The organism is Salinicola lusitanus, from assembly GCF_003206045.1.
Taxonomy (GTDB): Bacteria; Pseudomonadota; Gammaproteobacteria; order Pseudomonadales; family Halomonadaceae; genus Salinicola; species Salinicola lusitanus.
Map to the genome: position 1 here is coordinate 129,434 of NZ_PZJM01000013.1, position 25,880 is coordinate 155,313.

Genomic DNA, 25,880 nt, shown 5'->3' on the forward strand with positions numbered 1-25,880 from the left:
GGCTCCGTCGTCGCTGTTGGGTCATGTCTTGTCATCATGGCAGGTTGTCCGTGGCGAAAGAAACCGCCGCGGGCGGCTTGGCGGGTTTGCTGACCAGTTGACACCGTTCGTGTAGCCCATAGCCCGTAGCTCGTAGCCCGTAGCCCGTGGACTTCAGTAAGCGATCTCCAGCATCGGCGGCGGCGCTTCGCCGAGCAGCTGGCTCAGCACGTCCAGGCCGCTGGCCAGGCGTGACAGATCCGGTTCGGCTCCCAGGCTGATGCGAACACGCCGCGGCATGGCGGACGGCTCGACCAGGAACGGCTGGGCGGTGGTGATGGCAACACCTTCCTGGCGCGCCTGCTGCTGCAGCTCTTCCGCCCGCCACGGCTCCGGCAGCATCAGCCAGATATGCAGGCTGCTGGGGCGCGATTCGATGGCATGCCCCGCTAGCTTGCGTGATGCCAGCTGCTGGCGTTCCGCCAGCAACTGGCGCTGTTCGTGGGCGAGCGTGTCGACCATGCCGCTGGCCAGCCAGTAATCCGCCAGTTCGAACACCAGCGGGGTGGCCATCCAGCTGGTGGCGCGCAGTCTCGGCAAGGTGTGGTGCATCTGGCCGCGGGGCACGCTGAGGTAGCCGGCGCGCAGCCCGGGGACGGTGGCCTTGGTCAGGCTGGTGACGTGGAAGCTCTGCTGGGGCAGCCTGGCGGTCAGGGAGGTGAGGCCTGCGGGCTCCAGCAGCGCATGGACATCGTCCTCAATCAGCCACACATCGTGACGCAGCAGGATCTCCGCCACGACGTCGCGACGGGCGTTCTCCATGGTCGCGCCGGTGGGGTTGAGCTGGGTCGGGGTCAGGCAGACGGCTCGCGGGCGGTATCTCATGATGGCCGCCTCCAGCGCTTCAGGGATGACACCCTGCTCGTCGATCGCCACGCCGTGCAACTGGAAGCCGAGGGTGCGCGCCAGCGCGATCAGGCCGTGATCGGTCAGCGCCTCGGTCAACACGATATCGCCGTGCTGGACCACGGTGGCGATCGCCAGCATCAGCCCATGGGCGGCGCCATTGCAGAGCAGTCGGTCGTCGGTCTCGCCGGGGACGCCGAGGCGCTCCTTCAACCAGACGTTGGCGCGCTCGCGCTGATGCAGCAGGCCGGCGATCGGGCGGCTGGCGCCGATGACGTCGGCATGGGCGGACCTGGCTAGTTCCGCCAACGCCTCGCGAAAGCGCCGGTGGTGAGAGGGCGGACAGACCGGATGGGCGATCGACAGGTCGATGGGGGCGTCGTCGCTGACCGCGGCCGGCGCCCGCAGGTATTCGTTCTCGGAATCGCCCTCGGCATCGCGAATCCAGGTACCGCTGCCGACTCGGGCCTGGACGAGGCCGCTCTTCTCGGCCTGCTCGTAAGCTCGCGACACGGTCTGCACGCTGACCCCCAGCGTCTCGGCGAGTTCGCGATGGGTCGGCAGGCGCATGCCTGGCGAGAGCACGCCATGGCGAACTGCCTCGGCGAGGGCGCGAGCGATGGAAAGGTATTTGGGGCCGTGCCCGCCGAGGAAGGGCGTCAGGTCGATTGTCATGATGCAATAAAGCCTTTGACGGCACGCTGAGCGACGATGCTACTATCATCGTCGATGCATTGACCGATAATTGTCATGAATATTGATAAGTAAATCATGACAATTTCACACCCGGTCGGCAAGCGGCAGGACACTCGGCTCGATCCCCTCGACTGCCGAGGTCCCAACAATTCGGTCCCGTTAGTCGAGTGGCTCCATGTTTCAGGTTTCTTTGCCTTTCTCGCGTGAAGAGTACGCCAGTCGTTTGCACAAAGTGCGCGTTTCCATGGCGAGCCGCGGAATTGATGTTCTCGTTGTCAGCGATCCTTCCAACATGGGCTGGCTGACCGGGTACGACGGATGGTCGTTCTACGTTCACCAGTGCGTACTGATAGGGTTGGAGGGCGAGCCGGTCTGGTACGGCCGGCGCCAGGATGCCAACGGGGCCTGGCGCACCTGCTGGATGGATGCCGAGCGGGTGCGCTACTACCCGGATTACTATGTCCAGAATCCGGACATGCACCCGATGGAGTATCTGGCCCAGTCGGTGCTGCCGGAGTATGGCTGGCACACCGGCAATGTCGGGCTGGAGATGGACAACTATTACTTCTCGGGCAAGGCCTATACCAGCCTGCTCAAGGAGTTGCCACACGCCCGGCTGGTCGATGCCACGGCGCTGGTCAACTGGTGCCGGGCGATCAAGTCGCCGCAGGAGATCGCCTACATGCGCACGGCGGCGAGAATCGTCGAGTGCATGCACACCCGGATCATCGAGATGATCGAGCCCGGGCTGGCCAAGAGCAAGCTGGTCTCGGAGATCTATCGGGTCGGTACCGAAGGCTGGACCGACGAGCATGGCACGGTCCACGGTGGCGACTACCCCGCCATCGTGCCGCTGTTGCCGACCGGCAGCGACGCGGCCGCGCCTCATCTGACCTGGGACGACACCCCGTTTCGCAAGGGCGAAGGGACGTTCTTCGAGATCGCCGGCTGCTACAAGCGCTACCACGCACCGCTATCGCGGACCGTCTTCCTCGGCAAGCCGCCGCAGGACTTCATCCGCGGCGAGTCGGCACTGCTCGAGGGGATCGACAACGGGCTGGCGGTGGCCAAGCCCGGCAATCGCTGCGCCGACATCGCGCTGGCGCTGGGCGCGGCCATGGACAAGTACGGTTTCGACCGTGGCGGGGCGCGCTGCGGCTACCCGATCGGCATCAGTTATCCGCCGGACTGGGGCGAGCGCACCATGAGTCTGCGCCCTTCCGACGAGACGATCCTCGAACCCGGCATGACCTTCCACTTCATGCCGGGCATGTGGATGGACGACTGGGGCCTGGAGATCACCGAGAGTATCCTGATCACCGACAAAGGTGCCGAGCCGCTATGCCATTTCCCGCGTCAGCTGTTCGTCAAGTAAGCCGGGTCAGCTGTTGGTGAAACCAGAGTCGCCGGTCGTTGGTGGAACAAGGCCGGATAGCGGGCCTTAGGCCCGCCGGGGACTCGCCCCGCCCGGCTATTTTGCTACCGTTCAATGACGCGCCTGTTAGCGATCCGCTGCGGCGCGTCATCCGTTTCATTGAGGAGAGTTCGCATGTCCGCAACCCTGCGTCCCAGCCCGATCAGCGCCACCGTCGACTTCGATGCCCAGGGCGTTCAGCACGGTTTTCTCAAGCTGCCGATCTCCATCGACACTTCCGCATGGGGCGCGGTGATGATCCCGATCACCGTGGTCGCCAACGGCGAAGGGCCCACGGCGCTGCTGACCGGCGGCAACCACGGCGACGAGTACGAAGGCATCACCTCGCTGCTCAAGCTCGCCAGCACGCTCCGGGCGGAAGACGTGCGCGGCCGCGTCATCATCGTGCCGATGATGAACCTGCCGGCGGCGGAAGCGGGCAAGCGGACCTCGCCGCTGGATGGCGGCAACCTCAATCGGAGTTTCCCCGGCGATCCCAATGGCGGAGTCACCTCGCAGATCGCCGATTATTTCAACCGCGTGCTGGTGCCGATGTGCGACGTGGCGCTGGATCTGCACTCCGGCGGTCGCACGCTGGACATCGTGCCCTTCGCCGCCGCGCATCGGCTCGACGATATCGGTCAGGAGCGTGCGAGCCTGGCCGGTGCGGTGGCCTTCGGCGCGCCCTATGCGATGATGATGTTCGAGCTCGACGCGACCAAGCTCTACGACACGGCGGTGGAGTCCCAGGGCAAGACCTTCGTCACCACCGAGCTGGGCGGCGGCGGCACCTCGACACCGGCAAGTCTGGCCGTGACCGAGCGGGGCGTACGCAACTTTCTGGTTCACTACGGTCTGGTGGAAGGCGAAGTCGAGACGCCCACCGAGCCCATGATCTACGTCGACATGCCGGATGCCAGCTGCTACGTCCAGAGCGAGCATTCCGGTCTGCTGGAACTGACGGTCTCACTGGGGGAAATGGTCAAGCAGGGCGACGTGCTGGCGCGGGTCCATGACATGAGTCGCACCGGTGCGGTGCCGGTCGAGTACCGTGCCCGACGCGACGGCGTGCTGATCGCCCGGCGCTTCCCGGCCAAGGTCGGAATGGGCGATACCATCGCCGTGGTCGCGGAAGTGGTCGAGTCTTTGGAACGTGACCAGACCCAACGCCAATGAGTGAGCGAAGATCAGACGAGGCGAGCGCTGTTGAAAGAGCGGAGTTTACGAGGGGTAAACGAGCGTCTTGAAACCGCGTTCAACGAGGAATGGCCGAGCGTGATCCGTTTGGATGGTGTCTGGTATGAAGCTTGATCGCTACGACCTCAAGATCCTGGAAATCCTAAGCCGCGACGGCCGAATTACCAAGTCGCGCTTGGCGGAGGCGATCAGTCTCTCCGTCAGCCCATGCTGGGAGCGGGTCAAGCGGCTGGAGAAGGCTGGGGTCATCGAAGGCTACAGCGCCCGGATCAATCCCGATGCCATCGTCAAGCGCACCCCGGTATGGGTTCAGATCGAGCTCAAGCAGCACAACGCCGAGAGCTTTGCCCGCTTCGAGCGAATGGTGTCGGAAACCGATGCGGTGGCGGAATGCGTCGCGGTCGGCGGCGGTGTCGACTATCTGGTCAAGATCGCCGCCGACAGCATCGACGCCTATCAGCGGCTGATCGACGCCTGGCTGGTCTCCGACCTCGGTATCGAGCGCTACTTCACCTATATCGTCACCAAGACGGTCAAGCGCGAAGGGCCGCCGGCGCTGCCCGATCCCGACGGCTTCTCCGTCTGAGAGCTGACGAACGGAAACGATGAATGAACCTGGCCGACGCCAGGTTCGTTCGTTTCCCGTCCCACCTCATCCGAAAAAACCTCAACCTCAACACGTTCTTTCGAAAGAAAACGTACGGTAAACCGGTCGGGACAAAAAAATTACCCGCTGCAGAATCGATACCATGGTCGCACTCGCAGGATAGGCAAACCGTTCTGCCCACCGCCGACACCTTGCAGGAGGCGACATCATGAAACTCAACGATCCCCGGCTTTTCCGCCAGTACGCCTATATCGACGGCAAGTGGACCCATGGCAGCGAGGGGCGCGAGGAAGCGGTCGTCGATCCCGCCACGGGAGAGATCCTCGGCCACTGCGCGTTGCTGGAAGCGGCCCAGATCACCGAGACCGTGACCGCCGCCGAAAATGCCTTCGCCGATTGGCGGGCGATCAACGTCCACGAGCGGGCCAAGAAGCTCAACGCCTGGTATCGCCTGCTGCACGAGCACAAGGAAGACCTGGCGTTGCTGATGACCTACGAGCAGGGCAAGCCGCTCAAGGATGCACGCGGCGAGGTCGACTACGGTGCCAGCTTCATCCAGTGGTTCGCGGAGGAGGCCAAGCGCGCCTATGGGGTGACCATTCCGAGTCATATCCCCAACGCCGCACTGGGCACGATCAAGGAGCCGGTCGGCGTGTCGGCGATGTTCACGCCGTGGAACTTCCCGCTGGCGATGATCACCCGCAAGGCCGGGGCGGCGCTGGCGGCCGGCTGCACGGTGATCGTCAAGCCGGCCAACGAGACGCCTTATTCGGCCCTGGCGCTGGCCGAGCTGGCCGAGCGGGCGGGCATTCCGGCCGGGGTGTTCAACGTCGTTACCGGCGACCCGGCGACGGTCTCCGAGGTGCTGTGCAACGACAACCGCATTCGCAACATCTCGTTCACCGGTTCGACCCGCGTCGGCAAGCTGCTGATGCGCCAGAGTTCCTCCAGCGTCAAGCGCATGTCGCTGGAGCTGGGTGGCAACGCGCCCTTCATCGTCTGCGATGACATGGATCCGGATGTGGCGGCGAAAGAGGCGGTCGCCGCCAAGTTCCAGACCGCCGGTCAGGACTGTCTCGCCGCCAACCGGCTGTTCGTTCATCGCAAGATCTACGATGCCTTCATCGAGCGCTTCTTGGTGCACATGCAGGCGCTGAAGGTAGGCAATGGCCTCGAGGAGAGCGACATCGGTCCGCTGATTCACAAGCGCGCGGTCGACATGGCCAAGGGCTTCGTCGAGGACGGCGTCAGCAAGGGCGCCCGTCAGTTGGGTGGAGCGGGGAAGCCGCCCGGAGAGAACTTCTTCATGCCGACGCTGCTGGCGGACATCACCCCGCAAATGCGGGTGTTCCGCGAGGAGACCTTCTCGCCGGTCGCGGGGGTCTGCGCGTTCGACGACGACGACGAGGTGATCCGGCTCGCCAACGACACCGAGTACGGGCTCGCGGCCTACGTCTATACCCACGACGTGCGTCGTATCTGGAAGCTGATGCGCGGGCTCGAGTACGGCATGGTCAGCGTCAATAGCGTCAAGATGACCGGCGCGCCGATTCCGTTCGGTGGCGTGAAACAGTCCGGTCTGGGCCGCGAGGGTGGCGCCGCGGGACTCGATGAGTATCTCGATACCAAGTACTACTGTCTCGGCAATATGCCCTCGGCCAGTTCGTCTTGACGACCGTGGCGGCCCGTCGCCGTGACGGTGTCGCGGCCACTTCCGCCATGCTCGTTGGCTGGCGCCGGCCGCGCTGGCTCGAGTGGGCGCCCCGGATTAGGGGCTAGCTCGCTCGTCGACGTTGCCAAGGGTGATAATGGCGCCTCTGCTCGTCGCCCCGAGATCGACAGTGACCGGCTGGAGAGGGCTCTCCAGCCGCGAAATCGCAAGCTTCAGGCGGGTATCACACAAGGGTCACGGTGACCGCTGCGCCCGCCGGGAATCGCCGTCAAACACCACCGACAGTCGCGGTGGCGGTTCCGCCTTCATCAAGGAAAAATGTCATGACCGATACGCGTAGCCTGATCGACAACGATCGCCGCCACGTCTTTCACGCGTCCACCCATCTTCGGGACCATGCCCACGGCGACGCGCCAGGACGCATCATCACCGGCGGCCAGGGAATCTCCATCGTCGATCGTGACGGCCGCGAGATGATCGACGCCTTCGCCGGGCTCTACTGCGTCAACATCGGCTACGGTCGCAGCGAGATCGCCGAGGCGATCTACGCCCAGGCCAAGGAGCTGGCGTACTATCACACCTATGTCGGCCACTCCAACGAGCCGCTGATCGCCCTCTCCGAGCGGATCGCCAAGCTCGCCGGCAACGGCTTGAGCAAGGTCTACTACGGACTCTCCGGCAGTGACGCCAACGAGACCCAGATCAAGCTGGTGCGCTACTACCACAACGTCACCGGCCAGCCGAAGAAGAAAAAGATCATCGCGCGTCAGCGTGGCTACCACGGCTCCAGCATCGCCGCCGGTTCGCTCACCGGGCTGCCCGCGTTCCACCAGCACTTCGACCTGCCCATCGAAGGGATCCTGCACACCAAGGCGCCTTACTATTATCGTCGCGAGCGCGGCGACATGAGCGAGCGCGAGTTCTCGACCTACTGCGCCGAGCAGCTCGAGGCGCTGATCCAGCGCGAAGGCCCGGAAACCATTGGCGCCTTCATTGGCGAGCCGGTACTCGGCACCGGCGGCATCATCCCGCCGCCGGCGGGTTACTGGGAGGCGATCCAGGCCGTGCTCAAGCGCCATGACATCCTGCTGATCGCCGACGAGGTGGTCAGCGGCTTCGGTCGTCTGGGCAGCGACTTCGGCTTCCAGCACTATGGTATCGAGCCGGACCTGGTGACCATCGCCAAGGGGCTGACCAGCGCCTATCAGCCGCTTTCCGGCGTGATCGTCGGCGAGCGCGTATGGAAAGCGCTGGAGGATGGCACCGGCGAATACGGCCCGATCGGTCACGGCTGGACCTACTCCGGCCACCCGCTGGGCGCCGCCGCCGCGATGGCCAACCTGGACATCATCGAACGCGAGAACCTGGTGGGGAATGCCGCCGAAACCGGCGCCTACTTCAACGCCCAGCTGGCCAAGACCTTCGGCGACCACCCGCTGGTGGGCGACGTGCGCGGCGAGGGGCTGATGGCGGCGCTGGAGTTCGCCCCGGAGAAGGGGGAATACACGCCGTTCGATCCCGCGCTAAAGGTCGGCGCTCGTGTCGCCGCGGCAGCGCTGGAGGAGAACCTGATCGCGCGGGCCATGCCCAACGGCGATATCCTCGGCTTTGCGCCGCCGCTGGTGATCGACCGCGGCCAGGTCGATGAGGTGATCGCCCGTGCCAAGCGAGCCATCGACAAGGTGACCGACGAGTTGACCCGCGAAAAGGCGCTGTAGACCTGGACTGACGGCTGCCCGCATCGGCTTGATGCGATCGCGCCCCTGCGGCAGGGTGAGAGCTCTGCCGCTTTTCATCATTGCTTCGGGAGCCCGCATGTCCGACCCCGTCACCCTGCACGACATCTACCTGGCCCGCCAGCGCATCGCCGGGCAGGCCGCGCGCACGCCGCTACTTCTCTCCCAGAGCCTGTCGGCGCGCTTCGACGCCGAGATCTATCTCAAGCTCGAGACGCTGCAGCCGAGCGGCGCGTTCAAGCTGCGGGGTGCGCTCAACAAGATCGCCTCGCTATCGCCGGAGCAGCTCGAGCGCGGCGTCACCACGGCCTCCACCGGCAATCACGGTCGGGCGGTGGCGTGGGCGGCCAGGCGACTCGGCGCGCGGGCGGTGATCTGTCTCTCCGAGCTGGTGCCGGCCAACAAGGTCGCTGCCATCGAAGCGTTGGGCGCGGAGGCACGGGTGATCGGCCGCTCCCAGGATGACGCCTTCGTCGAGGCGCGGCGTCTGGTCGCCGAGGAGGGCATGGCGCTGATCGAACCCTTCGATGACCCGCTGATCGCGGCCGGCCAGGGCACCATCGGCCTCGAGCTGATGGAGGATCTGCCGGATCTCGACCGCGTGCTGATCGGGCTTTCCGGCGGTGGGCTGCTCGGCGGCATCGGGCGCGCCGTCAAAGGCATCAACCCCAGGGTTCATGTGACCGGCGTGAGCATGGAAAAAGGCGCGGCGATGATCGACAGCCTGGCCGCGGGCAAACCGGTCGAGGTCGAGGAGGAAGCCTCGCTGGCCGACTCGTTGGGTGGCGGGATCGGGCTCGACAACCACTGCACCTTCGCGCTGGTGCGCGAGGTGATGGACGATCACTACCGGGTCTCGGAGCCGGCGATTGCCCGTGCCATGCTGCACTTCTTCGAACAGGAGAAGATGCTGGTCGAGGGGGCCGCAGTGGTGGGGCTTGCCGCCATCGAGGAGCACGCCCTCGACATCCGCGGCCAGAAGGTGGTGTTGATCGTCTCGGGCAACGGCGTGGATGCCGGGACGCTGATGCGGGCGAGAACCCTGGTCGACTATCCGGCGCGCTGAGCGGGTGAAAACGGCCTGCGCTCGGCATGCGGCGCACTCGATTGGCTATGCGCTGCGATCTGGCCGTCGCTTGGCAACTTTTCAGACTCGCTCGATCTCAACCATAGCTACGTAACGGGTTAGAAGGATTACAGATGGAACTCTATAACCGACAGCAGATTCAGGATGTCGTCACGCTCGACCATGCCGCGCTGGATGCCGTTGAAGCCGGTTTTCGCGCGCTGGGAGAGGGCAATGTGGTCCAGCCGCCGATCCTGTCGATGGCGATCGAAGAGTCCAACGGCGAGGTCGACGTCAAGACCGCCCATATCCGGGGCAATTCGCGCTTCGCGATCAAGGTCAGTCCCGGCTTCTTCGACAATCCCAAGCTCGGGCTGCCGAGTCTCAACGGGTTGATGATCGTATTCTCGGCCAAGACCGGGCTGGTCGAGGCGGTGCTGTTCGACGAGGGCTATCTCACCGATATTCGCACTGCGCTGGCGGGCGCCATCGCCGCCAAGCATCTCTCGCGAACCGACAGCCGCCGCGTCACCGTCCTCGGTGCCGGGCTGCAGGCGGAGCTGCAGGTCGCCGCGCTCAGGCTGGTGCGTGACATCGAGACGCTCGACGTCTGGGCCCGCGACGTCGCCAAGGCCGAGGCCTACGCGGCGCGGATGCAGGAGGCCTACGGCTTGACCGTGGCGGTGCATACCGATATCGGCGAGGCCTGCCGCGAGGCGGACATCATCGTCACCACCACGCCGTCGCGATCACCACTGCTCTCCGGAGAACATCTGCGCGAGGGCGTGCATGTCACTGCGATGGGCTCGGACAGTCCGGACAAGCGCGAACTCGATTCGTCGGTGATGGAGCGGGCCGATCACTTCGTGGCCGATACCCGCGCCCAGAGCGAGCACAACGGCGAGCTCAAGGCCTACGCCGGCCACGAGCCGCCGTTCACCGTCAACGAGCTGGGTGCAGTGATTGCCAGCGGGAGCGGTCTGCGTACCGCGGATTCCCAGATCACCGTCTGCGATCTCACCGGCACCGGGGTGCAGGACACCGCCATCGCCGGCTTTGCGCTGGGCCGGCTGGCGGGGTGAGCAGGGCGGGTGCGGTGGTGGTGCGCCGTGCCACCCCAGCCGACGCCGAGGCGATCGCAACCATCCACGTCGACGCCTGGCGCCACAACTATCGCGGCTGGATCGCCGAGACCACGCTGGCGGGCCTGGATGTCGCCGCGCGTGCCGCGGCCTGGCGCTCGCAGCTCGAGGCGGGAGCGGTGGTCTATGTCGGCACGGGTTCGAATACCCAGGCAGACACCCAGGCAGGCATTGACCTCGGCCCTGACCCCGATACCCACCTCGACATGCACCTCGATGCCCAGGCTGGGCCCCGGGCCGACGCGCTGCTCGGCTGGGTGAGTGTCGGGCCTTTCCGCCAGAGCGAGAGCGCGCGGCCCGAGGTCCGGACGCTCACCCCCGGCTGGGTCGAACTCTACGGCTTCTACGTCGCCCCGCGGGCGCAGGGCCAGGGCGTCGGCCACGCCCTGTGGCAGGCCGCCCTGAGGTGGTGTCTCGCCCAGGGCTATCGCGAGGTGGGGTTGTGGGTCATCGCCGACAATGCGCCGGCCATCCGCTTCTACCAGCGCTGCGGCTTGCGCGATCTCGAACTCGACCAGAACTTCGAGATCGCGGGGCAGCCGCTGGTCGAGAAGCTGATGGCGCGGCCATTGGGCCCTCGACCCTGAGCCTGATGGTTTCCGTCAGCGCTTGCTCTGGGTTGGCACGGGCGCCACGCCGGGTCCCGTCGCTTCTCCTACCTTGTGCCATACGCGGCCGTCACGCTGGATCAGGTCATGGGCGCCAGTCGGCCCATCGGTGCCGGCAGCGTACGCTTCGATATCGGGTTTGCCCGCTTCGGACTGCTCGGACCAGGCGTCCAGGAACGGCTGCACCGCGCGCCAGCCGTTCTCGATGGTGTCGGCGCGCTGGAACAGCATCTGATCGCCGGTCAGGCAGTCGTAGATCAGGGTCTCGTAGCCGGTGACTGCGGGCAGATCGAAGAAGTCCTTGTAGGCGAACCCCATCTTGACGGTATCCATTTCCAACTCGGGGCCGGGGCGCTTGGCCTGGAAGTCGAACCACATGCCTTCGTTGGGCTGGATCTGGATGATCAGCCAGTTGGAGGCCATGCGTTCCACGTCGGTGTTGCGAAACTGGGCGTAGGGCGCCGGCTTGAAGCAGATGGCGATTTCGGTATCCCGCGCGCTCATGCGCTTGCCGGTGCGCAGGTAGAAGGGCACGTCGACCCAGCGCCAGTTGTCGACCATCACCTTCATGGCGACGAAGGTTTCGGTCTCGCTCTCTGCATCGACGCCGTGCTCGTCCAGATAGCCGGGCACCTGGCGGTCGCCGAGGGTGCCTTTCGCGTAACGGCCGCGGGCGGAGTAGCGCTTGGCTTCTTCGGTCATCCAGGGGCGGATGGCGCCCAGTACCTTCGACTTCTCGCTGCGCAGGGAGTCGGCGCCGAATGCCGCCGGCGGTTCGATCGCGACCATCGCCAGCAGCTGAAACAGGTGGTTGGGAACCATGTCGCGCATCGCGCCGGCCTTGTCGTAGAAGGCGGCACGCTCCTCGACGCCGACCGTTTCCGCGGCGGTGATCTGGATGTGGTCGATGTAGTGATTGTTCCAGAATGGCTCGAACAGCACGTTGGCGAAGCGGGCGACGAGGATGTTCTGGACCGTCTCCTTGCCGAGGAAATGATCGATTCGGTAGATCTGCTCTTCCTGCATCACCTCGAGCAGATCGGCATTCAATTCCCGGGCGGACTCGAGGTCGTGACCGAATGGCTTCTCGACCACGAGCCGGCGATATCGCCCGTTGCGCTCCTCGAGCAGTCCGGCGCTCCCGAGTTGTCTGGCGATATCGCTGAAGAAACGCGATGACGTGGCGCAATAGAAGAGAGCGTTGTCGCTCTCCGAGGCGGCGATGACCTCATCGATCTGGCGATAGATGGCGCCATCGGTGAAATCGCCCTGTCGATAGTGCAGCCGCTTCTCGAAATCCCGCCAGTGGGATTCGTCCAGGGAGCCCTCACGGCTCTCCGAGTGGTTGTCGGCGGCCTTGTCGGCGATGAAGTCCTTGAGGTGCCGACGGAAGCTCTCGTCGTCGTGCTCGGCGAGATCGATGCCGACGATTCGCATTTTCGGAGAGATCAGGCGATCCCGATCCAGATTATAGAGTGAAGGGATCAGCAGCCGCTTCACCAGATCGCCACCGGCGCCGAAGATGAACATCGTGGTGTCGTCGGCGGCAGGCGTCTGTTCGTACTTCGCTCGCGTCGAATGGGGCACGGCTCTCACCTCGTCATGTGGGTTGCCGGGAGTCGGTCGCGTGGTGCGACTTCATCATGGAAGACATTCCGGCCGGGGGCCAGCGAATGCGGCGTTCATCGATTCTCCCGCGCCGATTTTGCGCGTCCTGGCGAGCTGAGCCAGACTGAATCGAACCAAATGCTAGCCAAGACAGGGGGAGTATCACATGCGTGGTGACCGTTCGGAGGCAGGCAGTGCCGGCACGCAGGGTCCCGACCCGGGGCGGTCCGGTCGATCCGCCGACGTCAATCAGGGCCTGACGCTGCATTTCGGCCGTGACGAACTCATCATCCGTCGGCGTTACGAGGTCCTGAGCATCGTCAACGATATTCTCATCGGCATCTGGTTCGTCATCGGCAGCTTTTTCTTTTTTTACGAATCATTGACCTACTACGGTACCTGGCTGTTCCTGATCGGCAGCATCGAGATGCTGATCCGACCGATCATTCGCCTGACTCGAAGCCTGCATCTCCAGCGCATGAACGCCCATGCGACGTCTCCGGCCGAGGCGGAACACGATTTTTGAGCGCGTGATGGGTCTTTGCGACTTGCCACCCATCGACATTGCGCCCCGTCGCGATCGCCGACTAGCCTTGGGACAGAGGGATCTTCCATACACCACAGGACGTGGAGCCGATTGTGAACGGGACAGACTCAGAAACGGATCTTGGCAACATGGACGCCTCCCGGCTCGAGCGGCTGTATCGGTCCGGCGAGGCCTCTCCGCTGGAGGCGACCCGGGCGGCGCTCGAGCGTATCGAGCGGTTCAACGATGCGGTGAACGCCTATGTCCATGTCGATCGCGAGGGCGCCGAGAAGGCTGCCAAGGCCTCGGCCAGGCGATGGGGTCAGGGCAAGCCGCTGAGCGCCATCGACGGTATCCCGGTATCGATGAAGGACCTGGCCGAAGTGGCCGGCATGCCGGCTCGCGGCGGTTCGTTGACCTCGTCGACGGCGGCGTGCGAAGAGGACTGTCCGCCGGCGCGCATGCTTCGGGAAGCGGGCGCCGTGATTCTCGGCAAGACCAATACGCCTGAATTCGGCTGGAAGGCAGTGACCGACAACCGGGTCTTCGGCGCCACCTGCAATCCCTGGGACACGCGCCTGACCCCGGGCGGTTCTTCGGGCGGGGCGGCAGCGGCGGCGGCGCTCAACATGGGGGTGCTGCACCAGGGCGGCGACTCCGGCGGTTCGATACGCATTCCCGCCGCCTTCACCGGCGTGTTCGGCTTCAAGCCCACCTACGGCTGGACGCCCCAGTGGCCGCCGGCCACGGAGCCGTCGTTGTCCCATATCGGTCCGCTGACCCGAAGTGTCAAGGACGCCGTGCGTATGCTCAACGTCATCGGTCGCTACGACTATCGCGACCCTTACGCCACCCGCGGCCAGCCGGACGATTGGGGGGCGGACATCGACCAGGATCTGCGGGGACTGCGAATCGCCTACTCGCCGACGCTGGGCTACGCCGAGGTCGATGAGCAGATCGCGGCACGCGTGCGCGAGGCGGCCCGCAACCTGGAGCAGTTGGGCGCGGAGGTCGAGGAGGTTCATCCCGGCTTCGAGTCGCCTATCGATATCTTTCAGAAGCTCTGGTTCACCGCCTCGCTGGACTTCTGGTCGAAATGCAGCGATCGGGAGCGCGAACAGCTCGACCCCGGGCTGGTCGACAATGCCCGCACTGCCCAGCAGTGGAGCGCGCTCGACCTGTTCCAGACGCTGGGGCGCCGGGCCAACTTCACCGAGTGCCTGGAGCGCTTCAACCAGAAGTACCATCTGCTGATGACGCCGACGGTGCCCATCGAGCCGTTCGCCACGGGACATGAGGTACCACCGGGCAGTGGCATGCGCGACTGGGAGGAGTGGGCCCCGTTCTCCTACCCGTTCAACCTGAGCCAGCAGCCGGCGGCCTCGGTTCCCTGCGGGTTCACGGAGTCCGGTCTGCCGGTCGGTTTTCAACTCGCCGGTGGCAAGCATGACGACGTACGTGTGCTGCGTGCCTGCCACGCCTACATGCAGGCGCATCCGCCGCGGTTCCCCCGCGTACCCGATCCGGCGGAAATGGCTTAGGTTGCGCTATCGTCCCGATATCGATCGAGAAATGGCGTGAACCCGGCCCAGATCATGCGTTTGCCGTCGAAGGGCAAGTCGTCGGGCATCTTGAAACGCTCGTCGCTCTGCATGCGTTGCGCGGCGGTCTCGCAGGTGGACTTATCGGGCCACTCGATCCATGAAAAGACGATCTGCTCATCTGCCTGGGCGGCAACGGAGCGTTTGAAATCGGTGACCTTGCCGTCCGGCACGTCCTCGCCCCAGGCCTCGACGATGCGTATGGCGCCCTGCTCGAGAAAGAAGGTCGCGGCTTTCTCGGCCAGCGCGTGATACGCATCGCGCTTGTCACCGTCCACGGGTACCACGAATCCCTGTACATAGTGCATGTCTTTCCCTCCACGTCTCCTTTAGCCGATCATCGCTCGACTCGCCGCCTGGCCCGCCCTGTCTTGACCGCTCGGCCGTAGCGCCCGAACTCTCGATGTCCTGATGTCACATTCAGCCGGAAACGGGCGCGTTCTCGTCGAATACGCGCAGTTGAGCCCGCAGGGCGCGATCGAAGGCCGGTCGTTCGCTGCATCGCCTCACGTAGGCGTCGAGAGCAGGGCGCTCCACGAGCAGTTCGGTGTGATCGAGAATGCGCAGCACCGTGGTCATCATCAGGTCGGCGACGCTGAACTCGTCGACCAGATAGGTACGTTCGCCCAGGACGCGCGCCAGATCGTCGAGTCGATCGACGACATTGCCCAGCACGAACTCACGATGACGTGCCCTGACCGTCTCGTCCTCGACAAAGAAATCCAGTTCGGCCAGCGCCATGATCGGGGGTTCGACGCTGTTCAGGCCGGCGAACAACCAGCTGAGGGTCTGATCCCGTCGGCGCGGAACTCGAGAGAGCAACGGTTCGTACTGTTCCGCGATCTTGAGCACGATGGCGCCGGACTCGAACATGGCTTCACCATCCACTTCGATCACAGGCACCTGCCCGAAGGGTTGCCGACGCAGATAGGTCGCGCTCCGTTTCTCGACGAAGTCGATGGCCTCGGTCTCGTAGGGCAGGCCGGCCTCCTCCAGGGCCCAGCGGACCCGCAGGTCGCGAACCTTGCCGCGGGCGAAATCGGGCACCCAGCGAAACGCGCTGACTCGAATATGGCTCCCCAGCATGACTTTCACCCCCCGAGGATTCCGTCCTCCGTCCGGTTGTTCAGTAATAGGTCATGTTCCAAAAGAGGACTGCTAAGACTTTGGTCATTCGAACGATGCCTGTTAGATACCTCGGACGAATCGGCGATGGCCGACTACGCTTGAACAGGGGGCGCAAGATGCGCCACTACCAATCCGTTTGTCTTTTCACCGCCCAGTTCACCGGGCCTGGTCATGGCGGAATCGCCGAGCTCCATCGGGCCTCGAGGCGATCCTCGCCTGCGAAAGGAGTCGCTCCATGAGTCAGAACGTCGCCGAAATCATCGTCGAAACCCTCTCCAGTGCCGGCGCCAAGCGTTGCTACGGCGTGGTGGGGGACACCATCAACCATTTCACCGATGCCGTCCGCCGCAGCGATCTCGAGTGGGTCCATGTCCGCCACGAGGAGGTCGGCGGTTTCGCCGCTGGCGGCGAAGCCTACATGACCCGGGAGCTGGCGCTGTGCGCCGGCACCTGCGGGCCGGGCACGCTGCACTTCGTCAACGGTCTGTTCGAAGCCCATCGCAGCGGTTCGCCGGTGGTGCTGATCGCTTCCCAGGTCGGCACCGCCGATACCGGCGTCGGTTTTCCGCAGGATGTCGACCCCAAGCCGATCTACGAGCAGTACAGCGTCTTCTGCGAGACGATCATCAACCCCGATCAGGTGCGGCGGCTGACCACATTGGCGGCCCAGGCGGCGCTGGCGAAGAACGGCGTCGCGGTGCTGATCGTGCACGGCGACCTGTTCACCCAGAAGCCGAGCCAGGACCTGCCTTACCGGACGCACCGCTTCGACCCGATCACCCGGCCCAGCGCCGAGGAGCTGGTGCCGGCGATCAAGGCGCTCAATGCCGGCGGCAAGATATCCATTTTCGCGGGAGCGGGCTGCGAGCACGCGCGCAACGAGGTGCTGGTGCTGGCGGCCAAGCTCAATGCGCCGGTGGCCTGGACCTCGCGCGCCAAGGATTTCATCGAACCCGACAATCCCTTCGAAGTCGGCATGACCGGGGTTTTCGGCCTGGCCGGCGGTTACCATGCCGTGGCCGACTGCGACACCTTGCTGCTGCTGGGGTGCAACTTCGCCTGGACGCAGTTCTATCCCGACAAGGCGACGATCATCCAGGTGGATATCGATCCGCAGCAGATCGGCAAGCGTCATCCGGTCGACATCGGGCTGCTCGGCAGCGTGCGCGACACTTGCGCCGCACTGGCCCAGATCGTCGACGAGCAGCCTGACACGGCGTGGCTGGAGCGGTGCCGCAAGAGCTATCACAAGGCGCTGGAACACGACGCCCACGAATCCGGGGACGATGCGCTGATTCACCCGCAGGAGCTGACGCTGGCGCTGAACGACGCTGCCCACGACGATGCGTTCTTTACCGCCGACGGCGGCAGCCCGATGGTGTGGATGCTGCGTCACATCCGCGCCAACGGCAAACGGCGCACGCTCTCCAGTCTGGTCCACGGCACCATGGCCAACGCCTATCCCCAGGCGATCGGCATCCAGAAGGCGTTTCCGGAGCGTCAGGTCATCGCCATGTGCGGCGACGGCGGCATGACCATGCTGATGGGCGATCTGCTGACCCTGAAACAGGAGCAGATCCCGCTCAAGATCGTCGTCTTCAACAACAGCTCGCTGGGCTTCGTCGAACTGGAGCAGAAGGTCGATGGTCTGCTGGACAGCTACACCGACCTCGACAACCCGGATTTCGGGCTGCTGGCGCAATCGATAGGCCTGTGGGGGCGACGTGTCGAACGCGAGCACGAGCTCAAGCACGCCATTGCCGAATGGCTGTCCCAGCCGGGGCCGGCGCTTCTCGACGTCAAGGTCAATCGCATGGAGCTGGTGATGCCGCCCAAGATCGAGCCGGGGCAGGTCACCTCCACCGCGCTCTACTCGGGCAAGGCGGTGCTCGATGGCCGCATGAGCGATGTCGTCGACCTGGTGAAGAGCAACTTCTGGAAGTGAGTCGTCGTCGGCCTGTCACGCGGCACTCGCGGCCCGTGGCAGGCTGATGGCTGCCCCGACCCGACCCGACCTTGAGAGCGAAGTCCCATGTCCCACAAGGAATTTCGTCGCCCCGGTCTGCGCGACCTGCGTCGCCTGGCCGTGCCAGGCACCGCAAGATCGACGGTGGCAGCGTCGTCGATGGGCGTCACCGATAGCGAGTCGCTGAACGACCGCCAAGGCTACGACACGGCGTTTCTGGACGACCTCGTCGTACCGCTGCCGGTGCCCGTCGGCGCGCTTGCGGAGGACGTGACGCCGGTGCCCGGCCGTGACGACGGCCGGCTCGACTACACGCACTTCTCGGTCGTGATGTCGCGCTCCCGCAGGCTGGCGATCTTCACTGCCCTCAATCTCGATGGGAGCCGGCTGGAGAGCGTGCCCAGACGCAACGACAACTGGCGTTTCGATCCCCGGATCGACGAATCGCTTCAGGTCGGCGAATCGCTCTACGCGCGCAACCCGCTGGACCGTGGGCATCTGGTTCGCCGCACTTCGGCCAACTGGGGCCCAGAGGCCGAGCAGGCCAATGCCGATACCTTCCACTTCACCAACTGCACGCCACAGATGGCGGGGTTCAACCAGCAGACCTGGCTGGGGCTGGAAGATTACCTGCTGGAGAACGCCCGCGCCGACGGGCAGCGAATCACGGTCTTCACCGGGCCCGTGTTCCGAGATGGGGACCGCCGCTACCGAGGCGTGAAAATCCCCGAGGCGTACTGGAAGGTGGTGGCGTTCATGGCGGATGGTCAGCCCTCGGCCACGGCCTACATGATCGAGCAGGCCGAGGAGCTCGAAGGGCTCGGCTTCATGTTCGGGCAGTACAAGACCTACCAGCGCAGCGTGGCCCGGATCGGCGAGCTGGCCGGGCTCGACTTCGCCGACCTGGCCGAATACGACGGGTTCTCCAACGAGGAGCGCGAGACAGGCACACGGATCGAGACGGAGATTCGCGGGCCGTCGGATATTCTCGTCTAGAGGCTGCGGCTAGCCGCCGCTTGCGCTTGCCGGCGCATCCCTTACCATGCTCATTATCTTGGCGCTGGATGCCACTGACTCGATGGGTATGGCGTTCTATGAATGTATCGCACTTCGCAAGCTTCAACGTGGCCGGGGGCATCGGCCTGCTCTGTGCCACGCTGATCCAGGAGCTGTCCCGACGCCACGTCAATCTGGTATTCAACAAGGGCGACCGAGTCGCCAAGGCGATGGCCGCGCGGCTACCGCCGGACACGCCGGTGATTCGCTACAAGGCGCCGCAGGGCGTCAAGCTGCCGGCCTGGGTGCCGGGGCTGCGGAAGTGGGGCGTGTCGCGGTCGCTGACCGGTTTGCCGCGTCCCGACGTGCTGCTGAGCTGGTCCCAGCTCAACGCCGGGCCCCTGATCGCGGCCCATCGCAAACTCGGCGCGCGAGCGATCCACTACGATCACGGCTCCGCCTGGCGCGCCATGCCGAGCCGCTCGAGACTGGCGCACCTTGCCGCCTGCGACGGCGTGATCTGTGTCTCCCACGCCACCCGCCGCATGTTGCAGCTGCGCTGGGGCGTCGCCGATATCTCCATGGTGGTGCAGCACAACCCCCTGATTCACCCCTTGCGGGACCGCGTCGTCATCGAGGCGCCCGAGCCGGCCGTGAAGCGGCGTTGGCGGCTGGGCGTCGCCGGACGGCTGGTGCCGGTCAAGGGGTTCCCCATCGCCATCCGCGCGCTTCGCCGGCTGGTGGACGGCGGCCTCGACGCCGAGTTGCACGTACTCGGCAGCGGCATGATGCAGCAGGATCTGGAGACACTGGTCGAAGCGCTGCAATTGAAGGATCGGGTCGTCTTTCACGGTTTCGTCGACGACATGCCCGCCGCGCTGGCGCGACTCGACCTGCTGCTCTGTCCTTCGTTTCGCGAGACCTTCGGGATGGTCAGCATCGAGGCCGCCGCCGTTGGCTGCCCGGTCATCGGCAGTCGGGTCGACGGGCTACCGGAGACCCTGGACGAAGGAGTCACTGGGCTCACCCTGCCATGCACGGAAGCGGTCGAATCGCTCACGACGCATCCCGGTCACAGCAGCATCTCGGCCCAGGTCTACGATCCCGATACCGACCAACTGCGGGTGCCGCTCGGCGTTTCGCCGGTGCGGCTGGCCGAGAGCGTTGCCGCGGTACTGGGCGACCCGGAGCGCCATCACCGCATGCGCGTGGCGGGTCGCCAATTCGTCAGCGAGCGCTTTACGCTGGAGCGATACGTCGACAGCATGACCCGACATCTGCAATCGATGGGAGCGGCATGAACGGACGGCACGACGCAGAGCCCGTGGCCGGCGGTGGCTACCGCTTTCGCCTGCCGGACGAGATGGTCGGGGTGGCCGGCATGGTGGAGATCGAACTGGCGCTGGAGACCGGCGGCTGGCGCTTGTGGCGTCGCGGCCTGCCCACCGTCACGGTCGGTCGCGACGGTGGCGAGGTGGTCTCCTTCACCCTGGAAGCGTCGCGCGACAGCCAGAGGATCGCCTATCCGCTGACGCCCGACCTGCCCGCACAGAGCGAGCTGCGTCTCGCCATCGACGGTGTCCGGCTCGTCGGGGCGCCGCGTCTCCATTGGCATCCGCGCCCCCGTCTGAACGGCCCGTTTCTGATTCTGGCGCCGCATCCCGACGATGCGGAGCTGGCCGCCGGCGGCTTCTACAGCGACCACGCCGACTCCCTGCACATCGTCACTCTCTCCTGCGGCGAGAAGCTCAAGGGAGTGGATCGTCAGTACCTCGATGGACTGGACCGGACACTGGCGGATGCCACCCGACGCAAGGCGGAGTGGCGGCGCTGGAACGTCTACGCCTCGCCGATGCTGGCCGGTCTGCCGGCGGAGCGGTCGACCCTGATCGGGGTGCCGGATGGCCAAGGGTGGCCGTTGATCCACGACGGCACTCCCCAGAGGCCCGTCTGGCCGCTACGCGAGGCGCGGGCATTCAATCGTGCCGAGCTGCCGTTTTCGGAGGCCGACGTGCTCGAGCGCGAGCATGTGCTGGCGGCCCTGCGCCAGATGATCGACACCATCCGCCCGGACACGATACTGGTGACCGACCCGGAGTTCGATCCGCACGCCGACCATCGCGCGACCTCACTGGCGCTGGCCATGGCGCTGGCGAAAAGCGCGCACCGGCCGACCCAAGTCATGCTCTATGCCAACCACTACCGCCGCGCCTACCCACCCGGCCCGGCTTTCCAGCCCGCCTGGATGCCGCCGCGATCCATCGCCATCGATGACTTGTTCGACGACACGCCGATACCGATGCTCTGGCCGCTCGACGCGGAGCGACAGAAACACAAGGCGCTGCTGCTGGACAGCATGAGCGACCTCTCGCCGCGCGCCAATCGCCGCCAGCAGCGGCGCCGGGCGAGGCGGGCGGGGTTCGTGCCGACGTTCGCCGCGGACAGGGATCCCTATTTTCAAGCGGCGGTCCGTTCGACCGAACTCTTCCGGGTACTGCCGGCCGACGCGTTCGTGGCGGGTTGGTTTCGACGACTCGACACTGCGGACTGAGGGCCGCGATCGCCTCCGACCGGGGCGGGGGCAGGTCCAGGCGGAAGCCGAGAATCGCGACGGCAGTGACCTTTGCTAAGGCGGCGTACCCTCCAGCGCTTCCTGCAACCAATCGAGCAGGGCCCGGGTGGCGGGGCGTTCCGGCGAGCCCCGTCTCGTGTAGATGGCGATCGCCTGCGGTTGCTGCAGGCTTTCGCGCACGGGACGAACCAGTTCGCCCGAGGCGATCAGCCGTTCGGTGGTGCGCCGCCAGCCCAGCGCCACGCCGTGGCCCTCCAGGGTTGCCTGAAGCATCAGCGGATAGCTGTCGAAGGTCTTTCCCGGGAGCGGGGGAGCCTGCGAATGTCCCATCGCCTGGAGCCAGTCGGACCACTCCACCCAGTCCGGCGGCGTGGCGTGGTGATGAAGCAGGGCGAACGCCGTCAACGACGCCAGCGAGCGGGGGGCACCGTGTGCCGCGGGGTGCGCCGGACTGCAGACGGGATAGATCTCGTCGCCGGCCGTGAGTGCCAGCGGATGATGACCGCTGGGCCTGCCGCTCGTCTGCAGGGCGATATCGAACGGTTCGCGATGTTCCGCGATGGGGCGTGTCGAGGTGACCAGTTTCAGATCGACATCGGGATGGCGACGATTGAAGGCGGCCAGGCGCGGCATCAGCCAGTAGAACGCCTCGCAGAGTTGGCAGAACAGGGTGACCTGGGCGCCGCGAGCGGGGCCGCGCATGTCGTTGGCTTGATCGGCCATGGCGCCCAGGGAGCGAGAGACGGTCGCCGCCAGCTCGCGTCCTGCCGGGGTGAGGCAGACCCCGCGATTGCGACGCTCGAACAGCTCCAGCCCGAGATTCTCCTCCAGCGCGCGAACCTGACGGCTGACGGCGGCCTGGGTGAGGTGCAACTCGTCTGCCGCGCGCGAGATGCTCTCGAGCCGTGCCGCCGCCTCGAAGGGCAGCAGCGTCGACAGGGGCGGCAACGATTTACCTAGCCAATTCATAACCTGAGCTCATGGATGACGACGCAGAAGTCGTTGGTCGGATGACGGGCTCCACGGGCATGGTGAGACCCATTGCGAACCCTTGGAGATCATCATGCACCCCGAACGCCATGACAACCGTCGCCAGGGCGTGGCGCTGATCGTCGGGTCGGTCTGCCTGCTGGCGTTGTCCGATGCGCTGGTCAAGTCTCTCGGCGCCGGGCCATCGCTCTGGCAGTTGCTGACATTGGCATCGTCGATATCGATTCCGCTTCTCGCGGGATGCCTGCTGCTGCGCGGGGGCTGGAGGGCGCTGCTCCCCGAGCGACCGGGGTGGGTGATGTTGCGCAGTCTGCTGCTACTGGCGATGTGGCTGCTGTTCTATGCGTCGCTGCCCCTGATCCCGCTCGCCACCGCGGCCGTGGGCATCTACACCACGCCGCTGTTCATCGCGATTCTCGCGTCGGCCATCGGCGAAGAACGGCTCACGCGCGGGAACTGGGCGGCGATCGGGCTTGGCTTCGGCGGCGTGCTGCTGGTGCTGCGACCGGGCCTGGGGGTGTTCTCCCTCGCCATGACATTGCCGGTGGCGGCGGCGTGCTGCTACGCCGGAGCCATGGTGCTGACGCGTCGCCACTGCGCGAGCGAGCGCCCGCTGGTGCTGGCCCTGGGGCTGAATCTGGGCTTCGCGCTGGCCGGTGTGGCGGGGAGTGGCCTGGTGGCGATGTGGGTCGACGATCAGGCACTGCCGCGGGGTTTCCTGAGCCGTTCGTGGCAACCGCTCGACCTTGCCGAGGCCGCCCTGATCCTGCTCTATGCGCTACTGATGGTGAGCGTCAACACGGGCGTGGCGCGAGCCTATCAGATCGCCCCCTCCTCGCTGGTGGGAACGTTCGATTACGCCTACCTCCCCTTTGCCGCCGTCTGGGGCGCCCTGTGGTTCGACGAGGTTCCCGATGCGACGACCTGGCTCGGCATGACGGTGATCCTGATCTCGGGCTGGCTGGTCCTGCGACGTTCCGGCGCTCGATCACGCCTGGCAAAGCCTTGACCTCAAGCTAACTTGAGGAGGGAGGATGATGTCTCGTTCTGGATCGGGGAGGTAGACATGCATAACACCGGTTTCATCTGTGCCACGTGTGGCCTGCAGTATCCAAGGAGCGATACGCCACCGGAGCACTGCGATATCTGTGAGGACGAGCGCCAGTTCGTCCCGGTCGAAGGGCAGCGCTGGACAACGCCAACCCAGTTGACGGCCAGTCACGCCAACACCTTTCGTCATATGGCGCCGGGACTGATGGCCATCGGCACCACGCCCAGCTTCGCCATCGGCCAGCGCGCCTTCCTGTTGCGGACGCCGGCCGGCAACGTGCTGTGGGACTGCCTGACGCTGCTCGACGAGGCGACCATCGAGATCATCGAAGGACTCGGCGGGCTCGACGCCATCGTGCTGTCTCACCCGCATTTTTTCACCACCATGGCCGAGTGGGCGCGGGCGTTCGACTGTCCTGTCCACGTTCACGCCGCGGATCGCGAATGGGTCAGCGTGCCGGACGCGCGAATCGAGTTCTGGGAAGGCGCCTCGCGCGAGATACTGCCCGGCGTCACCGTACATTCCCTGGGCGGTCATTTCCCCGGCGCCAGCGTGCTGCACTGGGCGGAACACGGGGTCCTGCTGACGGGCGACACGCTGATGGTGACGCCGGATCGGATGGCGTCGTTCATGTGGTCCTATCCCAACAACGTGCCGCTGGATGCGGGGACGGTGGCGGGCATCGCCCGACGCCTGGAACCGCTCGCGTTCGATAGCGCCTACTCCGCCTTCTGGGGGCGCGAGATACTGGTCGACGCCAAGCGCGTCATCGAGGAGTCGGCACAGCGTCACTGCCGGGCGCTGGGAGGCGAAATGGCGGCTCCGGATGCCGCCGAGTTCGGGCATTAGGCCTGGCATACTAGGGAGACCGGGCCGCATCGCGGCCCGCAACCTGTCCCCATCGAGGCATCGGCGATCAGCTCATGAAGGAATACCTACGCCAAGGTGGCGAGATGCGCTTCTGGCGCAGCGGCGAACTGCCATTCGTGGAAGCGAGACTGACCCGGGAGGGTCGGGGCGTGGGCTATGCGCGGCACAGCCACGAGGCGTTCTCGATCGGCGCGGTGCTGGCGGGACGCAGTCTCTACGAGTACCAGGTGCCCGGCGAGTCGTTACGGACGATACCGGTGTCCGAAGGGGCCGTCGTGGTCATGAATCCGTTCGAGATCCACGCCTGCAATCCGCTCGACGACACGCCCTGGTCCTACGTCATGCTCTATGCCGACGCCCGCTGGCTGGCGACGCTGCAGCGAGAGGCCGGCATCGGCGAAGGTCGCTTCCGGCCATTGGCGCTGCACATGACACGCGCGCCAGCGCTCTACCGCGATCTCTTGGGGCTGTGCGACAAGCTGTTCGACGCCGATGGCCCGCCGGCCGCCAAGGCCGCGGCAAGCGAGTCATTCTTCCGGCGGTTGTTGGCGCAGCCAGGTGCCTACCGGGCCGAGCCACGGCGCGACGGCTCGGTGCTGCAGCCGGTGGTCGACTTCATTCGCGCCCACTGCACCGAGCACTTGCCGCTCGAGCGCATGGCCGCCGAAGCGGGGTTGTCGCCGACGCATCTGGTACGAAGCTTCAAGCGCCAGTATGGCATCACCCCGCATGCCTTCTTGACCGATTGTCGCGTTCGCCATGGCCAGGCCGCCCTGAAAGCGGGAAGTGCCATCGCCGATGTGGCGCTCGAGTGCCGATTCGCCGACCAGTCCCACTTTCAGCGGACCTTCAAGCGCTTCACCGCAGCGACGCCTGACCAGTATCGCCGAGCGGGACGACCGCAAGACTCGAGGCGCTGAGCAGCAGCATCAGTGCCAGGCCACGATTGATCCAGCGCACCTGCCGTGGCGTCGGCAGGCGCCTTCCCAGCCAGGCGCCCAGCGCGGCCCAGCTCGCCAGGCTGAGATAGCAGATGACGAAGAAGATCAGCGCGAACAGGGCGACGGAACCGGCACTGCCGGCGGAAGTATAGGCGCCGGTGCCCGCTGCCGAGGCCATCCAGGCCTTGGGGTTCAACCACTGCATGAGTGCCCCCCGGCGAAACGACGCGCGACGCGGGTCGCGGGCGCGGAGATGGCCGTCGTCGAGCGCCAGGCCGACACTCATGTAGAACAGGAAAAGCACACCGGCCCAGCGAATCGCAATCATGGCGGGCGGCCAATTCAGAACCGGCTGCAGCGCTCCGCCGATCGCCAGCAGCAGCAAGGTAAAGCCGCAGGTGGCACCGCTTACGTGACGAAGGCTGTGGCGAAAGCCGTAGCTCAGCCCGGTGCTCAACGCGACCAGGTTGACCGGGCCGGGAGACAGCGAGGCTGCCAGGGCGAAGGCGGCCATGGGGAGGACGACGGCGGATGACATGGAGAGCTCCTCTCGGCTGGAAGAAGAGGAGCGTAGGGGGTGGGGGGCGGAGAATATTGAAGAATATTGC

Annotated in this window: 24 protein-coding genes; 18 read left to right on the forward strand and 6 right to left on the reverse strand. The window is 65.6% G+C overall.

Annotated features, from left to right (window positions below; translation table 11 throughout):
• Window positions 1-153: 153 nt before the first annotated feature.
• Complete coding sequence (ehuR, locus tag DOM45_RS17530) at window positions 154-1,560, reverse strand: MocR-like ectoine utilization transcription factor EhuR (protein WP_110602614.1); 1,407 nt, start codon at window positions 1,558-1,560, stop codon at window positions 154-156.
• A 196-nt stretch (window positions 1,561-1,756) separates the two neighbouring features.
• On the opposite strand from ehuR, the gene doeA reads away from it, so the two are divergent.
• The 9 genes from doeA (at window position 1,757) to DOM45_RS17575 (ending at window position 11,002) form a co-directional block, all read left to right on the forward strand.
• Window positions 1,757-2,956, forward strand: coding sequence for an ectoine hydrolase DoeA (gene doeA, locus DOM45_RS17535; RefSeq protein WP_110602616.1), 1,200 nt, complete (start codon window positions 1,757-1,759; stop codon window positions 2,954-2,956).
• A gap of 174 nt (window positions 2,957-3,130) precedes the next feature.
• A complete protein-coding gene (gene doeB, locus DOM45_RS17540) occupies window positions 3,131-4,171 on the forward strand; it encodes a N(2)-acetyl-L-2,4-diaminobutanoate deacetylase DoeB (RefSeq protein ID WP_110602618.1) in 1,041 nt (346 codons plus the stop codon).
• A 124-nt stretch (window positions 4,172-4,295) separates the two neighbouring features.
• Window positions 4,296-4,778 (forward strand): Lrp/AsnC family transcriptional regulator, encoded by a 483-nt coding sequence (locus DOM45_RS17545; RefSeq protein WP_110602619.1) that lies wholly within the window; start codon window positions 4,296-4,298, stop codon window positions 4,776-4,778.
• Window positions 4,779-4,801: 23 nt separating this feature from the next.
• Window positions 4,802-5,011 (forward strand): hypothetical protein, encoded by a 210-nt coding sequence (locus DOM45_RS17550; protein ID WP_110602621.1) that lies wholly within the window; start codon window positions 4,802-4,804, stop codon window positions 5,009-5,011.
• On the forward strand, window positions 5,008-6,471 hold the full coding sequence (locus DOM45_RS17555) for an NAD-dependent succinate-semialdehyde dehydrogenase (protein ID WP_110602623.1): 1,464 nt from the start codon (window positions 5,008-5,010) through the stop codon (window positions 6,469-6,471). The genes DOM45_RS17550 and DOM45_RS17555 overlap by 4 nt, the downstream gene beginning before the upstream one ends.
• Window positions 6,472-6,794: 323 nt before the next feature.
• The gene (locus DOM45_RS17560; protein ID WP_110602624.1) at window positions 6,795-8,189 is read left to right on the forward strand and encodes an aminotransferase; all 1,395 of its coding nucleotides are present in this window, start codon (window positions 6,795-6,797) and stop codon (window positions 8,187-8,189) included.
• A gap of 97 nt (window positions 8,190-8,286) precedes the next feature.
• On the forward strand, window positions 8,287-9,273 hold the full coding sequence (gene eutB, locus DOM45_RS17565) for a hydroxyectoine utilization dehydratase EutB (protein ID WP_110602626.1): 987 nt from the start codon (window positions 8,287-8,289) through the stop codon (window positions 9,271-9,273).
• A 134-nt stretch (window positions 9,274-9,407) separates the two neighbouring features.
• Window positions 9,408-10,355 carry a cyclodeaminase gene (locus DOM45_RS17570; protein WP_110602627.1) on the forward strand — a complete coding sequence of 316 codons (948 nt, stop codon included), beginning with the start codon at window positions 9,408-9,410 and terminating at the stop codon, window positions 10,353-10,355.
• Window positions 10,352-11,002, forward strand: coding sequence for a GNAT family N-acetyltransferase (locus DOM45_RS17575; protein ID WP_157958463.1), 651 nt, complete (start codon window positions 10,352-10,354; stop codon window positions 11,000-11,002). The genes DOM45_RS17570 and DOM45_RS17575 overlap by 4 nt, the downstream gene beginning before the upstream one ends.
• Before the next feature lie 15 nt (window positions 11,003-11,017).
• Here the strand turns inward: DOM45_RS17575 and zwf are convergent, their stop codons facing one another.
• A complete protein-coding gene (gene zwf, locus DOM45_RS17580) occupies window positions 11,018-12,610 on the reverse strand; it encodes a glucose-6-phosphate dehydrogenase (RefSeq protein WP_240612450.1) in 1,593 nt (530 codons plus the stop codon).
• A 187-nt stretch (window positions 12,611-12,797) separates the two neighbouring features.
• Between zwf and DOM45_RS17585 the strand changes: the two genes are divergently transcribed.
• Together DOM45_RS17585 and DOM45_RS17590 are read left to right on the forward strand one after the other, a co-directional pair.
• Window positions 12,798-13,157 (forward strand): YrhK family protein, encoded by a 360-nt coding sequence (locus tag DOM45_RS17585; RefSeq protein WP_110602630.1) that lies wholly within the window; start codon window positions 12,798-12,800, stop codon window positions 13,155-13,157.
• 113 nt (window positions 13,158-13,270) lie between these two features.
• Entirely contained in the window at window positions 13,271-14,698 is a 1,428-nt protein-coding gene (locus tag DOM45_RS17590) for an amidase (RefSeq protein WP_280951705.1), read from the forward strand.
• On the opposite strand, the gene DOM45_RS17595 is transcribed toward DOM45_RS17590, so the two are convergent.
• Entirely contained in the window at window positions 14,695-15,066 is a 372-nt protein-coding gene (locus DOM45_RS17595; RefSeq protein ID WP_110602634.1) for a DUF1428 domain-containing protein, read from the reverse strand. The genes DOM45_RS17590 and DOM45_RS17595 overlap by 4 nt on opposite strands.
• A 112-nt stretch (window positions 15,067-15,178) precedes the next feature.
• Window positions 15,179-15,844 (reverse strand): glutathione S-transferase family protein, encoded by a 666-nt coding sequence (locus DOM45_RS17600; RefSeq protein WP_110602635.1) that lies wholly within the window; start codon window positions 15,842-15,844, stop codon window positions 15,179-15,181.
• Between the two features lie 277 nt (window positions 15,845-16,121).
• On the opposite strand from DOM45_RS17600, the gene DOM45_RS17605 reads away from it, so the two are divergent.
• The 4 genes from DOM45_RS17605 (at window position 16,122) to DOM45_RS17620 (ending at window position 21,399) form a co-directional block, all read left to right on the forward strand.
• Window positions 16,122-17,831: a thiamine pyrophosphate-dependent enzyme gene (locus DOM45_RS17605; RefSeq protein ID WP_110602637.1), complete on the forward strand. Its 1,710-nt coding sequence runs from the start codon at window positions 16,122-16,124 to the stop codon at window positions 17,829-17,831.
• Between the two features lie 87 nt (window positions 17,832-17,918).
• Window positions 17,919-18,848, forward strand: coding sequence for a DNA/RNA non-specific endonuclease (locus DOM45_RS17610; protein WP_110602638.1), 930 nt, complete (start codon window positions 17,919-17,921; stop codon window positions 18,846-18,848).
• A gap of 98 nt (window positions 18,849-18,946) precedes the next feature.
• Entirely contained in the window at window positions 18,947-20,149 is a 1,203-nt protein-coding gene (locus DOM45_RS17615) for a glycosyltransferase family 4 protein (RefSeq protein ID WP_162302637.1), read from the forward strand.
• Window positions 20,146-21,399: a PIG-L family deacetylase gene (locus DOM45_RS17620; RefSeq protein ID WP_110602641.1), complete on the forward strand. Its 1,254-nt coding sequence runs from the start codon at window positions 20,146-20,148 to the stop codon at window positions 21,397-21,399. Before DOM45_RS17615 ends, DOM45_RS17620 begins: the two co-directional genes overlap by 4 nt.
• A 75-nt stretch (window positions 21,400-21,474) precedes the next feature.
• Here the strand turns inward: DOM45_RS17620 and DOM45_RS17625 are convergent, their stop codons facing one another.
• The gene (locus DOM45_RS17625) at window positions 21,475-22,389 is read right to left on the reverse strand and encodes a LysR substrate-binding domain-containing protein (RefSeq protein ID WP_110602642.1); all 915 of its coding nucleotides are present in this window, start codon (window positions 22,387-22,389) and stop codon (window positions 21,475-21,477) included.
• 94 nt (window positions 22,390-22,483) lie between these two features.
• Here DOM45_RS17625 and DOM45_RS17630 point away from each other — a divergent pair, with 94 nt between their 5' ends.
• From DOM45_RS17630 to DOM45_RS17640, 3 genes are all read left to right on the forward strand, one after another.
• Complete coding sequence (locus tag DOM45_RS17630) at window positions 22,484-23,419, forward strand: DMT family transporter (RefSeq protein WP_110602644.1); 936 nt, start codon at window positions 22,484-22,486, stop codon at window positions 23,417-23,419.
• A gap of 57 nt (window positions 23,420-23,476) precedes the next feature.
• Window positions 23,477-24,310 carry an MBL fold metallo-hydrolase gene (locus tag DOM45_RS17635; protein ID WP_110602645.1) on the forward strand — a complete coding sequence of 278 codons (834 nt, stop codon included), beginning with the start codon at window positions 23,477-23,479 and terminating at the stop codon, window positions 24,308-24,310.
• A 74-nt stretch (window positions 24,311-24,384) separates the two neighbouring features.
• Entirely contained in the window at window positions 24,385-25,251 is an 867-nt protein-coding gene (locus DOM45_RS17640) for a helix-turn-helix domain-containing protein (protein ID WP_167404629.1), read from the forward strand.
• Here the strand turns inward: DOM45_RS17640 and DOM45_RS17645 are convergent.
• Window positions 25,190-25,810 carry a LysE family translocator gene (locus tag DOM45_RS17645; protein WP_110602649.1) on the reverse strand — a complete coding sequence of 207 codons (621 nt, stop codon included), beginning with the start codon at window positions 25,808-25,810 and terminating at the stop codon, window positions 25,190-25,192. The two genes, DOM45_RS17640 and DOM45_RS17645, sit on opposite strands and share 62 nt — an antisense overlap.
• Between the last annotated feature and the right edge of the window lie 70 nt (window positions 25,811-25,880).